The sequence below is a fragment of the Bradyrhizobium sp. CCBAU 53338 genome (genome assembly GCF_015291665.1).
In the GTDB taxonomy this organism is placed as follows: domain Bacteria; phylum Pseudomonadota; class Alphaproteobacteria; order Rhizobiales; family Xanthobacteraceae; genus Bradyrhizobium.
The window spans coordinates 3,028,050-3,041,048 of sequence record NZ_CP030048.1 but is presented as its reverse complement, the minus strand read 5'-3'; the positions used below and the strand labels follow the sequence as shown (position 1 = coordinate 3,041,048).

General features: G+C 64.8%; 10 protein-coding genes and 2 riboswitches. Of the genes, 9 read left to right on the top strand and 1 reads right to left on the bottom strand.

The window, feature by feature from the left end; genetic code table 11:
* The first annotated feature begins 31 nt into the window (after positions 1–31).
* The gene (locus XH90_RS14075; RefSeq protein WP_194482038.1) at positions 32–172 is read left to right on the top strand and encodes a hypothetical protein; all 141 of its coding nucleotides are present in this window, start codon (positions 32–34) and stop codon (positions 170–172) included.
* Positions 173–291: 119 nt separating this feature from the next.
* Here the strand turns inward: XH90_RS14075 and XH90_RS14070 are convergent, their stop codons facing one another.
* On the bottom strand, positions 292–1,902 hold the full coding sequence (locus XH90_RS14070) for an ABC transporter substrate-binding protein (RefSeq protein WP_194482037.1): 1,611 nt from the start codon (positions 1,900–1,902) through the stop codon (positions 292–294).
* Positions 1,903–2,169: 267 nt separating this feature from the next.
* Here XH90_RS14070 and XH90_RS14065 point away from each other — a divergent pair, with 267 nt between their 5' ends.
* The 8 genes from XH90_RS14065 (at position 2,170) to XH90_RS14030 (ending at position 12,988) form a co-directional block, all read left to right on the top strand.
* Complete coding sequence (locus XH90_RS14065; RefSeq protein WP_194482036.1) at positions 2,170–3,300, top strand: M20/M25/M40 family metallo-hydrolase; 1,131 nt, start codon at positions 2,170–2,172, stop codon at positions 3,298–3,300.
* Between the two features lie 163 nt (positions 3,301–3,463).
* Positions 3,464–3,567, top strand: a riboswitch (glycine riboswitch).
* A gap of 3 nt (positions 3,568–3,570) precedes the next feature.
* Positions 3,571–3,683, top strand: a riboswitch (glycine riboswitch).
* A 68-nt stretch (positions 3,684–3,751) separates the two neighbouring features.
* Positions 3,752–5,053: a D-amino acid dehydrogenase gene (locus tag XH90_RS14060; RefSeq protein WP_194482035.1), complete on the top strand. Its 1,302-nt coding sequence runs from the start codon at positions 3,752–3,754 to the stop codon at positions 5,051–5,053.
* Between the two features lie 180 nt (positions 5,054–5,233).
* Positions 5,234–6,175 carry an ABC transporter permease gene (locus XH90_RS14055; RefSeq protein WP_194482034.1) on the top strand — a complete coding sequence of 314 codons (942 nt, stop codon included), beginning with the start codon at positions 5,234–5,236 and terminating at the stop codon, positions 6,173–6,175.
* Between the two features lie 19 nt (positions 6,176–6,194).
* On the top strand, positions 6,195–7,082 hold the full coding sequence (locus tag XH90_RS14050) for an ABC transporter permease (RefSeq protein ID WP_194482033.1): 888 nt from the start codon (positions 6,195–6,197) through the stop codon (positions 7,080–7,082).
* Positions 7,082–8,749: an ABC transporter ATP-binding protein gene (locus XH90_RS14045; RefSeq protein ID WP_371748348.1), complete on the top strand. Its 1,668-nt coding sequence runs from the start codon at positions 7,082–7,084 to the stop codon at positions 8,747–8,749. Before XH90_RS14050 ends, XH90_RS14045 begins: the two co-directional genes overlap by 1 nt.
* 131 nt (positions 8,750–8,880) lie before the next feature.
* The gene (locus XH90_RS14040; protein WP_194482032.1) at positions 8,881–10,386 is read left to right on the top strand and encodes a M81 family metallopeptidase; all 1,506 of its coding nucleotides are present in this window, start codon (positions 8,881–8,883) and stop codon (positions 10,384–10,386) included.
* A 14-nt stretch (positions 10,387–10,400) separates the two neighbouring features.
* Entirely contained in the window at positions 10,401–11,564 is a 1,164-nt protein-coding gene (locus tag XH90_RS14035; RefSeq protein WP_194482031.1) for a M20 aminoacylase family protein, read from the top strand.
* A 2-nt stretch (positions 11,565–11,566) separates the two neighbouring features.
* Positions 11,567–12,988 (top strand): amidase, encoded by a 1,422-nt coding sequence (locus XH90_RS14030; RefSeq protein ID WP_194482030.1) that lies wholly within the window; start codon positions 11,567–11,569, stop codon positions 12,986–12,988.
* The last annotated feature ends 11 nt before the right edge of the window (positions 12,989–12,999 follow it).

Below are 12,999 nucleotides of genomic sequence, written 5' to 3'. Positions count from 1 at the left end.
TTGTCTTGCAGCAATTCGAGAGATGGACTCAATGGAACCACAGCACCGCAACGAAGCGCGCAAGCCGGACCGTCAGCAGGCTGAGCGATCGGCGTCTTCAGCCGAGCACGCCGCCGTCAATCCGGCTTTTGCAAGCGAAGGGCTCGAGCAGGTTCGCGACAGCCACTGCTGAGGCGCCGCTCCCGCCTTCACCGAAACAGGAACGCCAAACGACAACGGCGCCGCTGATTACAGCGGCGCCGCGTGATGTCAGGGCGAAGGGTGCCGGAAGCACCCTTTCCTTGTTCCGTTTTACTCTGACTTGTCGACGTTCCAGAAGATCGGAGTCGCCGGACCGTCGAGCACGCCGGTGAGCGACTTCCGCCAGGCGCTCGGCGCCAGATACTGGCCGAGCGGGATGTAAATCACCTGGTCATAGGCTTCCTTCTGGATCTCGGACGCGATCTTCTTCTGATCGTCGAGCGAGGCTGCGCGGACGAACTCGTCCTTGAGCTTCTCGATCTTGGCGTCTTCCGCCCAGCCGAACCAGCCGCCGTTCTTGCCCCGTCCGCCGATCGATACGTTGGCGACCGGGTTCATCACGTCGGCGGCAACCCAGTTGGTGAAGAACATGTTCCAACCGCCCTCCTTCACCGGCTTCTGGCCGGCACGCCGGCTCACGACGGTCTGCCAGTCGGTCGCCTGTAGGTCGACCTTGAAGCCAGCCTCACGGAGCAATTGCGCCGCGACGACCGGCTGGGCCTTCAAGGTGGTGACATCGCCGGGCGCCATGATCGCGATCGGCGTTCCGTCGTAGCCGGACTCGGCGAGCAGCTTCTTGGCCTCTGCCATGCCGCCGCCCTTCACCAGAGTCTCGCCACCTGCATCGCTCGCAAAGGGCGTATCGCAAACGAAATAGGCGCCGCAGAGCTTGTAGTACTTGGGATTGCCGACGAGCGCGTCGAGCACGTCCTTCTGGTTCATCGCCAGGAGCGCAGCGCGGCGAATCTTCGGATTGTCGAACGGCGGCAGCAGGAAGTTCATGCGGCCGAGCGTCTGGAAGCCGAACTTGTTCAGGACCTCGACCTTGAGGTCGCTGTTCCCTTCCAGCACCGGAAGCAGATCCCACGGCGGGTTTTCCATGAAGTCGATGTCACCCGACTGCAGCGCGTTGACCGCCGTCTGCGCGTCCGGCATGGTGATCCATTCGACACGGTCAACCTTGACGACCTTGCCGCCGGCGGTCCAGCTCGCCGGTTCCTTGCGCGGCACGTAATCGGTGTTCTTGGCATAGACCGACTTCACGCCTGGCTGGAATTCACTCTGCACGAACTTGAAGGGACCGGAGCCGATCTGCTCGGCCATCTGCTTGCCCGCCGGCGTTTCGGCGAGCCGCTTCGGCATCATGAACGGTACCAGTGAGGACGGTTTGCCGATCGATTCAAGCACCAGCCCATAGGGCTCCTTCAGCTTCAGCACGATCGTCTTGGCGTCTGGCGCCTCGATGCTGGCGGTGAAGTCCATGAGCTTCTGGCCCATGCCGTCGTTCTTGCCCCAGCGCTTCAGCGATGCGACGCAATCCTCGCCGGTCACCGGCGCGCCGTCATGCCACTTCAGTCCGTCGCGCAGCGTGAAGGTGTAGGTCAGCTTGTCGTCGGAGACCTTCCAGTCCGCCATCTGCGGCTGAACCTTGAACGTCGAATCGGTCGAAAGCAGGGTGTCGTAGACCATGTAGCCGTGGTCGCGCGTGATGTAGGCGGTGGTGAAGCCCGGATCGATGATGCGCAGGTCCGAATGCATCACAGCCGTGATGGTCTTGCCGCTGGCGGCCGACGCGTTCGGCGGCAACACGGACGCAAACGCAAGCGCCGTCGGCGCGACACCCGCAATCTTGAGAAGCTTGCGGCGCGAAATCTTGGACATATAAGTTTCTCCTGACGTGAAACTGTTCAAAGGCAGGTTCTTGGTTGAGCATCAGGTTCGTTTCTTGGGCGAACTAACCTCATGCAATGCCTTTATCTTTCGAGACTTGCAGACAGTCTTGAGCGCGTCAATCCGGTTTCGGTGCAGCCCATGGCATCGCATCCACGGGCTCCACAAAGATCGGTTTGGCTCTACAACATTCTCCGCTTGTCCCGTCCCGCGCCAATGCAATGCGCGTTCCACCTTCCAAGCTCGAGAGACATTGAGATGAATCCAGCCAATCTTCCCTTCGATTCCGAGGCGATGCTCGAGGGCTTGCGCACCTGGGTGGAATGCGAAAGCCCGACCTGGGACGCCGGTGCCGTCAACCGCATGCTCGATATTGCGGCGCGCGATATGGCCATCATGGGTGCGACGATCGAACGCATCGCCGGCCGTCAGGGCTTTGGCGGCGTCATCCGCGCGCGTTTCCCGCATCCCAAGCAGGGCGAACCGGGCATCCTGATCGCCGGGCACATGGATACCGTCCACCCGACCGGCACCATCGAGAAGCTGAAATGGCGCCGCGAGGGCAACAAATGCTACGGCCCCGGCATCTACGACATGAAGGGCGGCAATTATCTCTCGCTGGAAGCGATCCGGCAGCTTGCGCGCGCCTCCTTCACCACGCCGCTGCCGATCACCATCCTGTTCACGCCCGACGAGGAAGTCGGCACGCCCTCGACACGCGACATCATCGAAGGGGAAGCTGCCCGCAACAAATATGTGCTGGTGCCCGAGCCCGGCCGCGCCGACAACGGCGTCACCACCGGACGTTACGCCATCGCGCGCTTCAATCTTGAAGCGACGGGACGACCGAGTCACGCCGGCGCGACGTTGTCGGCGGGACGCTCGGCAATCCGCGAAATGGCGCGGCAAATTCTCGCGATCGACGCGATGACGACGGAGGATTGCACCTTCTCGGTCGGTGTCGTGCATGGCGGCCAGTGGGTCAACTGCGTCGCGACGACCGCGACCGGCGAAGCGCTCTCGATGGCCAAGCGCCAGGCCGATCTCGACCGCGGCGTCGAACGCATGCTGGCACTCTCGGGCACCACCAACGACGTCATCTTCAAGGTGACGCGCGGCGTGACGCGGCCGGTGTGGGAGCCGGATGCCGGCACCATGGCGCTGTATGAAAAGGCACGCGGCATCGCCAAATCTCTCGGCGCGGAATTACCGCATGCAAGCTCGGGCGGCGGCTCCGACGGCAACTTCACCGGCGCGATGGGCATCCCGACGCTCGACGGCCTCGGCGTGCGCGGCGGCAATGGCCACACGCTCGAGGAATTCATCGAGGTCGACAGCCTGGTCGAGCGCGGTCGCCTGATGGCGGGACTGCTGGCGACACTTGAGTAGCAATTCGGTCATGCCGGGATGGTCCATCTCGGGATTCCGGGTTGCGCCGCGCGCCCCCGGAATGACTCGATCCATCAACCTCGCACTGCACAATGCGTTTGCAGTCGCGGATGAAATTTAGCCTTGTCTAAAAATGAGGCGCATCGTACTGCTCGATGGTCCACGCGACGATGCGGGAGAGATCGCAACGAAGGCATCAGCTTTCGTTGCGGCGCCGACGGAGCAACCGCCCCGGAAACTCTCAGGCAAAAGGACTGTATCGTCAGGACGATCTGGAGAGAGGCGGCACGATTTGACTATCGTGACGTCCACCGAAGGGGATAGTCCGAGGTCGACCTTCCGAGGTCCGCATCGGATCAAGCTCTCAGGTAACCGTGACAGATGGGGCGCCGCCAACGGCTTTCGGGCCGGCGGTCAGCCATCTCTAACTCACGGGAGCCCCTAACTCATCATGACTCATATCGCCATCATCGGCGCCGGCATCACCGGCGTAACGACCGCCTATGCCCTGCTCGAACGCGGCTTTGAGGTGACGGTGCTAGACAAGCACCGTTATGCCGCGATGGAGACCTCGTTCGCGAACGGCGGACAGCTCTCTGCCAGCAATGCCGAAGTGTGGAACAGCACCGCGACGATCCTCAAGGGCCTGCGCTGGATGTTCCGGCGCGATGCGCCGCTGCTGATGAACCCGCGGCCGAACTGGCACAAATATTCGTGGATGAGCGAGTTCGTCGCCGCAATCGGCAACTACCGTGCGAACACGATTCTGACCACGCGGCTCGCCATCGAAGCCCGCAAGCACCTGTTCGAGATCGCGACGCGCGAAGGCATCGACTTCGATCTCGAGCGCCGCGGCATCCTCCACATTTATCACGACAAGAAGGGCTTTGAATCCGGCCTGCAAGTCAACGCGCTGCTGCAGGAGGGCGGCCTCGATCGCCGCCCTGTGACAACGGAAGAAATTCGCACGATCGAGCCGACCTTGCGCAAGGAGTATTACGGCGGTTTCTACACGCCGTCGGACGCGACCGGCGATATCCACAAATTCACGCGCGGCCTTGCGGAGGCCTGCAAGCGTCGCGGCGCGACCTTCATCCACGAAGCCAACATCGATTCCATCGCGCAAGCCGGCGGCGGCTTTGTCATCGGTTGGGCCGATCTCTCGGCAAGCGACGCTGCCGCTTCTGCGCGCGGCATGCTGAAGGGGGACGGCGTCGTGGTCTGTGCCGGTGTTGCCAGCCGTCACTTTGCGGCGATGCTCGACGAGCGCGTCAACGTCTATCCGGTGAAGGGCTATTCGATCACGGTGCAGCTCGACTCCGCCGAAAGCCGCGACGCGACGCCGACCGTCAGCCTGCTCGACGAAGCCGCCAAGATCGTCACCAGCCGGCTCGGCGCCGATCGCTTTCGTGTCGCCGGCACCGCCGAGTTCAACGACTTCAACCGCGACATCCGCGCCGATCGCGTGCAGCCGCTGATCGACTGGGTGCGCAGCAATTTCCCTGATGTGGAGACCTCGCGCGTCGTGCCCTGGGCTGGCTTGCGACCGATGATGCCGAACATGATGCCGGTGGTGCGTGCGGGCCGGATGCCGGGCGTGTTCTTCAACACCGGCCACGGCCATCTCGGCTGGACCCTGTCGGCCGCAACCGCGCAGATGATTGCGGGAACCATCGACGGCTGGCGCGGGCTCAACGCACCGCCATCGGCCCCCTCACTTGCGGTTGAGCAAGAGCTTCGTCGTGCATCCTGAGTGGTCGCAAATCACTGCGGGGCGGCCCTTGCGACCGCCCTGCCCTTGGCACACAATTTGCCCCGAGAGAACGGCTCTCCGGCCGTCTCTTCCAGCCCGAGTGACAGGCGCGCATGATAGACACGACCGAATCCACGGGCGCCTCTCGGCCCCCTCAATTCCGCAGCCGGAGATAGGTGCATGCTAGGTTATCTCATTCGCCGCGTTCTGGCCGCGGTGCCCGTGATGGGCGTCGTCGCGCTGTTCGTGTTCCTGCTGCTGCGGCTGACACCTGGCGATCCCGCCGCGATCCTCGCCGGCGACAACGCGACGCCGGAGCGTCTGGAGCGCATCCGCACCTCGCTCGGCCTCAACGAGCCGTTGATCGTGCAGTTCATCACCTGGGTGAACAAGCTGCTGCACGGCGACCTCGGGACCTCGCTGATCTCCAATCTCCCGGTCATGAAAATGATCGGCCAGCGCGTCGAGCCGTCGATCTCGATCGCGCTGTCGACCATCATCCTCGCCGTCATCGTCGCCGTGCCGCTCGGCGTCATCGCGGCCTGGAAGCACGGCACCTGGATCGACCGATTCGTGATGGGACTCTCCGTGCTCGGCTTCTCGGTGCCGGTGTTCGTGGTCGGCTACGTCCTGATCCAGGTCTTCGCCATCGACCTGCGCTGGGTGCCGGTGCAGGGCTTCAAGAGCATCTCGGCCGGCTTCGGCCCCTTCTTCGAGCGCATCATCCTGCCGACCTGCGCGCTCTCCTTCATCTACATCGCGCTGATCGCGCGCATGACCCGCGCGGCGATGCTCGACGTGCTCGGCGAAGACTACGTGCGGACCGCGCGCGCCAAGGGCATCAACGAGGTCGCGGTGATGATGCGGCACGCGCTGCGCAACGCCGCCGTGCCCGTGATCACCGTGATCGGCACCGGCTTTGCGCTGCTGATCTCCGGCGTGGTCGTCACCGAGAGCGTGTTCAACATCCCCGGCATCGGCCGCCTCACCGTGGACGCGGTGCTGGCGCGCGACTATCCGGTGATCCAGGCGATGATCCTGCTGACCTCGCTGATCTACGTCGTCGTCAATCTCCTGATCGACGTCGCCTACACGCTGCTCGATCCGCGAATCCGGTACTGAGGCAAGGACACGAACAACAATGACCGTCGACAGCCTTCCCCAGTCCTCCATTCCGATCACCTCGCCGCTGCGGCCGAAGCTCGGATTCCTCACCTCGACGCCGATCATCGCGGTCGCCACCATCCTGCTGGCGCTGATCGTGGCGGTCTCGATCCTGGCGCCGCTGATCGCGCCGCATGATCCGATCCAGCTCGCGCCATCGCAGCGGCTGAAGCCGGCCTCGGCACAATTCCTGCTCGGCACCGACGCCTATGGCCGTGACCTGTTGTCGCGCGTCATCTATGGCGGGCGCATCTCGCTGCTGATCGGCATCGGCTCGGCGATCCTGTCGATCGCCATCGGCCTCGCCATCGGCCTCGTCTCCGGCTTCTTCAAGCTGGTCGATTCCGTGCTGATGCGCGTCATGGACGGCCTGATGGCGATGCCGAGCATTCTGCTCGCGATCGCCGTGGTGTCGCTGTCCGGCGCCAGCATCTGGACCGTCATGGTCGCGATCACCATTCCTGAAATCCCGCGCGTTGCGCGGCTGGTGCGCTCGGTCGTGCTGTCCGCGCGCGAGGAACCCTATGTGGAAGCCGCTATCTCGGTCGGATCGTCGCTGCCGAAGATCATGTGGCGGCATCTGATGCCGAACACGATCGCGCCGCTGATCGTCCAGGGCACCTATGTCTGCGCGTCCGCGATCCTCACCGAGGCCATCCTCTCCTTCCTCGGCGCCGGCATCTCGCCGGAGACGCCGACCTGGGGCAACATCATGGCCGAGGGCCGCCAGTACTTCCAGCTCAAGCCGACGCTGATCTTCTGGCCGGGCCTGCTGCTCTCGATCGCCATCCTCAGCATCAACCTGATCGGCGACGCCGCCCGCGACGCCCTCGATCCCCGCATGAAGCAGCGCGAGGGCAAGTGATGAGCGATCACGTGATGACCAAAGACATCGTTCTCGACATCAACAATCTCGTCGTCTCCGTCGGCAAGAAGCCGAACGGAGCGAAGATCATCGACGGCATCTCGATCCAGGTGCGCGAGGGCGAGACGCTGTGCCTCGTCGGCGAAAGCGGCTCCGGCAAGTCGGTGACCTCGCTCACCACGATGGGCCTGCTGCCAAAGGGCACGCTGGTGCCATCAGGCGGCAGCGTCAAGCTCGTCGGCGAGGAGATTCTCACCGCGACCGATCGCCGCCTGCGCCAGCTGCGCGCGACCAGGATGGCGATGATCTTCCAGGAGCCGATGACCGCGCTCAATCCGGTGGTGCCGGTCGGCCGCCAGATCGACGAAGTCCTGCGCGCCCACACCGATCTCGACAGCAAGGCCCGCAGGAAGCGCATCCTCGACATGATGGAGCAGGTTCACCTGCCCCAGGTCGAGCGCATCTTCGCCTCCTACCCGCATCGCCTGTCCGGCGGCCAGCGCCAGCGCATCATGATCGCGATGGCGCTGGTGCTGGAGCCGAAGCTGCTGATCGCGGACGAGCCGACCACCGCGCTCGACGTCACCACGCAGAAGCAGATCCTGTCGCTGATCCGCGAGCTCCAGCGCGATCACGGCACCGCCGTGCTGTTCATCACCCACGACATGGGCGTCGTGGCCGAGATCGCCGACCGCGTCGCGGTGATGCGGCAGGGCAGACTTGTGGAGACCGGCCCGCTCGAGACCGTGCTGCGCAATCCCACGATGGAGTACACCCGCAACCTGCTCGCCTCCGTGCCGAGCCTAGTGCCGCGGCCGCCGCGCGAGGAGAGCCACGAGCCCGTCGTGCTCGAGGCCAACGACCTCAGCAAGGTCTACAAGGAGCGCGCGTTCTTCGGCAAGGGACGCGAGGTCGTCGCCGCCGACAAGGTGACGCTGACGCTGCGCAAGGGACGCACGCTCGGCATCGTCGGCGAGAGCGGCTCGGGCAAGTCGACGGTGGCGCGCTGCATCGTGCGCCTGATCGATCCGACCTCCGGCGGCGTCCGCCTCGCCGGCCGCGAGATCTCCGACATCTCGCGCCGCCTGCTGCAACCGCACCGGCAGAAGATCCAGATCGTGTTCCAGGATCCCTACCGTTCGCTGAACCCGCGCATCACCGTCGGCGAGAGCATCGCGGAAGGCCCGATCAATTACGGCGTCCCGCATGCGAGCGCGATGAAGCGTGCCCGCGAGCTGCTCGAGCTGGTCGGCCTGCCGGCCGACGCGGTGTCGCGTTATCCGCACCAGTTTTCCGGCGGCCAGCGCCAGCGCATCGCCATCGCGCGCGCGCTCGCGCTCGATCCGGACGTGCTGGTCGCGGACGAAGCGGTCTCTGCGCTCGACGTCTCGGTGCAGGCGCAGGTGCTGGAACTGCTCGACGAGATCCAGAAGCGGCTCGGCATCGCCATTCTGTTCATCACCCACGACCTACGCGTCGCCGCGCAAATCTGCGACGAGGTCGTGGTGATGCAGCACGGCCGCGTCGTCGAGCAGGGCCGGGCGGCCGAAGTGCTGACGCATCCGCAGGAGGCCTACACCAGGGCGCTGCTGGATGCGGCGCCGGGACGCAACTGGGACTTTGCGAATTTCCGGCCGGTGTCGGAGGGCGTGGGGGCCAGCGCCTAGGTCTGTCTACCCGTCACTGCGAGTATTCCCAAAACAGCTTGAGGCCATGCGCAGCGCGACTGTCTGCCTTGCTTGCTCTTGCTGCAAAGCCGGGTAACGTCTCGCACATCATTTGCCTGGGACTTGAGTTGATGACACGCATCGCCGTCGGCGGCTTCCTGCACGAGACCAACACCTTCGCTCCGACGAAGGCGACGTTTGCGGACTTCCAGCATGGCGGCGGCTGGCCGGCGATGACCGTAGGGCCCGACGTGCTGAAGGTGATGCGGCGCATCAATGTCGGCCTCGCCGGCTTTGTCGACAGCGCCGAAGCCAATGGCTGGGAACTCATCCCGACGATTGCCTGCGGTGCGAGCCCCTCGGCACACGTGACCAAGGACGCTTTCGAGCGCATCGTGAAGGTGATGGTCGACGGCATCGCCGCCGCGGGCCCGATCGACGCCGTCTATCTCGACCTGCACGGCGCCATGGTCACCGAGCATCTCGACGACGGCGAAGGCGAGATTCTGGCGCGCGTGCGCCGTGTCATCGGCAACGATATTCCCCTGGTCGCAAGCCTCGACCTGCACGCCAATGTCACATCAGCAATGATGGAACATGCGGACGCGCTGATCGCCTACCGCACCTATCCTCATGTCGACATGGCCGAGACCGGCCGGGCATCGGCAAAGCACCTCGCCCTGCTTCTGAAGACGAAGCAGCGCTTTGCAAAGTCGTTCCGCCAGATACCGTTCCTGATCGCGATCAGCTGGCAATGCACCAACGACTTTCCGACCAAGGGCATCTACGAAAGGCTCGCCGCATTGGAGAGCGATGCGGTTCCGACCCTCTCGTTCGCGCCGGGTTTCCCCGCCGCCGATTTCCGCGATTGCGGTCCGAGCGTGTTCGCCTATGGCAAGACGCAGGAAGACGCCGACCACGCAGCGGATGCGATCGTCAAGCTGATCGAAAGCCACGAGGACGATTTCGACGGCAAGATCTGGTCGCCCGATGATGGCGTGCGCCACGCCATGGAACTCTCCAGAAGCGCGAGCAAGCCGATCATCATCGCCGATACCCAGGACAATCCCGGAGCCGGCGGCGATTCCGACACGACGGGCATGCTGCGCGCGCTGGTGCGCAACAAGGCAAGCGCCGCAACCGGCGCGATCTACGATCCGGAGTCGGCCAAAGCGGCACATGCGGCCGGCGTCGGCGCCACCGTGACGCTCTCGCTCGGCGGCAAATCAGGGATCGCAGGCGACGAGCCCTATACCGAGACCTTCGTCGTCGAAAGCCTCTCCGACGGCCGCTTCGTCGCGCCCGGCCCCTATTACGGCGGCCGCGAGATGGAGATGGGCCCCTCCGCAGCCTTGCGCATCGGCGACGTCCGCGTCGTCGTTTCCTCGCACAAGGCGCAGCTCGCCGACCAGGCGATGTATCGCTATGTCGGCATCGAGCCGACCAAGGAGAAGATCCTGGTCAACAAGAGCTCGGTGCACTTCCGCGCCGATTTCGAGCCGATCGCGGAACAGCTGATGATCTGCGCCGCACCCGGCGCGATGCCGGCCGACACCGCCTCGCTGCCCTGGACGCGCCTGCGTCCGGGAATCCGCATCAAGCCGAACGGCCCCGTTTTCACGCCCCCTTCACGTTAACCGGACAGGAACACATGCCCACCATCGATCGCATCGACGGCTTCGCCGACGAACTCACCGCCATCCGCCGCGACCTCCACGCCCATCCCGAGATCGGCTTCGAGGAGGTGCGCACGTCAGGCATCGTCGCCGACAAGCTGGCGAGCTGGGGCATCGAGGTGCATCGCGGCCTCGGCGGCACCGGCGTGATCGGCGTCATCAAGGGCAAGGGTTCGGGCGGCAAGCGTATCGGCCTGCGCGCCGACATGGACGCGCTGCCGATGGAAGAGAACACCAATCTGAAATGGAGCTCGAAAATCCCCGGCCGCTTCCACGGCTGCGGCCATGACGGCCACACCACCATGCTGCTCGGCACCGCACGCTACCTCGCCGAGACCAGGAATTTCGACGGCACCGTGCACCTGATCTTCCAGCCGGCCGAGGAAGGCCTCGGCGGCGCACGTGCGATGATCAGGGACGGCCTGTTCGAGAAGTTTCCGTGCGACGAGCTCTACGGCCTGCATAACGCGCCCGACCTCAGCCACGGCGAAATCGCGATCCTGCCCGGCCCGGCCATGGCCAGCGCCGATTTCTTCGACCTCCGCATCACCGGCTATGGTGCCCATGGCGCGATGCCCGAGCGCTCCAAGGACGCGGTGATCATCGCAACCACGCTGGCGCAAGCGATCCAGACCATCGTCAGCCGCAATGTCGAGCCGCTCCAGGCCGCCGTCGTGTCGATCACCCAGATCCATGCGGGCTCCGCCTACAACGTCATTCCCGGCGACGCGCATCTGTGCGGCACCATCCGAACCTTCTCGAAGGAAGTCCGCACCCTGGTCAGCGAACGCATCCGCACGATCTGCGCCGGCATCGCAAGCGCCTACCAGTGCGTGATCGACGTCGACATCCGCGACACCTTCAACGTGCTGGTCAACCAGGTCGAGCAGTCCAAGGTGGTCGAGGACGTCGCCCGCACGATCGTCGATCCCGCCAAGGTGATCACCCGCACCCAGCCGAAGATGGGCAGCGAGGATTTCGCCGACATGCTGGAGACCATTCCCGGCGCCTATTTCTGGGTCGGCCATGACGGCTCGGTGCCTGTCCACAATCCCGGCTTCGTGCTCGACGACAAGATCCTGCCGATCGGCGCCAGCATGTTCGCCCGGATCATCGAAACGCGTATGCCGGTGGGCTAGCAATGCAGAGGAAGGGCGTCGAGGAGGCGGTCACCTCGCTGCACGATCTGTCCGCGGTCGATCTGATCGCGGGCTATCGGGCAAAACAGTTCTCGCCGAGCGAGGTGCTGGACGATTTGCTCGCGCATGTCGCAGCGTGGGAACCGCATGTGAAGGCGCTCTATGCGTTCGATCCCCAAAGCGCGCGCGAGGCCGCAAAGGCCTCGACCGCGCGCTGGTCCGGCGGCGAGCCTTGCGGCCCGCTCGACGGCGTGCCCGTGACGGTGAAGGACAACATCGCGACCAAGGGCGTGCCCGTGCCGCTGGGGGCTGCGAGCGTCAAGCTCGTACCCGCCGAGAAGGACGCGCCACCAGCCGCGCGGCTGCGTGAGGCAGGCAGCATCATCTTCGCCAAGACGACCATGCCCGATTACGGCATGCTGTCCTCGGGGCTCTCATCGTTCCACGCGCTCGCGCGCAATCCCTGGGACCTCTCCAAGAACCCCGGCGGCTCCAGCGCCGGTGCGGGAGCTGCGGCGGCGGCCGGTTACGGTCCGCTGCATCTCGGCACCGATATCGGTGGCTCGGTGCGCCTGCCCGCGGGCTGGTGTGGCCTCGTCGGCCTGAAGCCGAGCTTCGGCCGCGTGCCGATCGATCCCACTTATGTCGGCCGCGTCGCGGGTCCCATGACCCGCACGGTCGATGATTGCGCGCTGATGATGAGCGTGATCGCAAAGCCCGACCGCCGCGACGGCATGAGCCTGCCCGCCGAGCCGCTGAACTGGAAGGGATTGGACAAGTCCTCGCGCAAATTGCGGATCGGCCTGATGCTCGATGCCGGCGTCGGACTGCCGGCGGAAAAACCGGTCCGCGAGGTCGCGGTGAAGGCCGCGAAGGCATTCGAATCCGCAGGCAGCGTCGTCACCGAGGTCGACGGCATCCTGACGCGCGAGATGCTCGACGGCCTCGACAATTTCTGGCGGGCGCGGATGTGGGACGATCTGTCGAAGCTGACGCCGGCCGAACAGGCAAAGGTGCTGCCCTATATCTTCAAATGGGGTGCATCCGGCGCAAAGCTGTCGGGCGTCGACGTCATCCGCGGCTTCAACCAGACCATGGCGATCCGCGCGGCTGCGTCAAAGCTGTTCTGCGAGCTCGACTATGTGATCTCTCCGACCGCGCCGAACGTGAACTACGCCGCAGACTGGGCCTCGCCCACCAACGATCCGATGAGGCCGTTCGAGCACATCTGCTATACCGTGCCGTGGAATATGTCGGAGAACCCTGCCGTATCCATTAATGGCGGCTTCGACGCCACGGGTTTTCCGATCGGCGTCCAGATCGTCGGCCGCCGCTTCGACGATATCGGCGTGCTCGGCATGGCCAAGGCCTTCGAGGGCCTGCGCGGCGCACAGAACCCCTGGCCGAAGCCTCCAGCTCACTGACGCCAATACCG

Excerpts from the sequence above, each read along its gene's own strand:
- XH90_RS14040 (WP_194482032.1), top strand. The coding sequence starts at position 8,881 with ATGACACGCATCGCCGTCGGCGGCTTCCTGCACGAGACCAACACCTTC.
- XH90_RS14065 (WP_194482036.1), top strand. The coding sequence starts at position 2,170 with ATGAATCCAGCCAATCTTCCCTTCGATTCCGAGGCGATGCTCGAGGGC.
- XH90_RS14070 (WP_194482037.1), bottom strand. The coding sequence starts at position 1,902 with ATGTCCAAGATTTCGCGCCGCAAGCTTCTCAAGATTGCGGGTGTCGCG.
- XH90_RS14030 (WP_194482030.1), top strand. The coding sequence starts at position 11,567 with ATGCAGAGGAAGGGCGTCGAGGAGGCGGTCACCTCGCTGCACGATCTG.
- XH90_RS14060 (WP_194482035.1), top strand. The coding sequence starts at position 3,752 with ATGACTCATATCGCCATCATCGGCGCCGGCATCACCGGCGTAACGACC.
- XH90_RS14035 (WP_194482031.1), top strand. The coding sequence starts at position 10,401 with ATGCCCACCATCGATCGCATCGACGGCTTCGCCGACGAACTCACCGCC.
- XH90_RS14045 (WP_371748348.1), top strand. The coding sequence starts at position 7,082 with ATGAGCGATCACGTGATGACCAAAGACATCGTTCTCGACATCAACAAT.
- XH90_RS14055 (WP_194482034.1), top strand. The coding sequence starts at position 5,234 with ATGCTAGGTTATCTCATTCGCCGCGTTCTGGCCGCGGTGCCCGTGATG.
- XH90_RS14075 (WP_194482038.1), top strand. The coding sequence starts at position 32 with ATGGAACCACAGCACCGCAACGAAGCGCGCAAGCCGGACCGTCAGCAG.
- XH90_RS14050 (WP_194482033.1), top strand. The coding sequence starts at position 6,195 with ATGACCGTCGACAGCCTTCCCCAGTCCTCCATTCCGATCACCTCGCCG.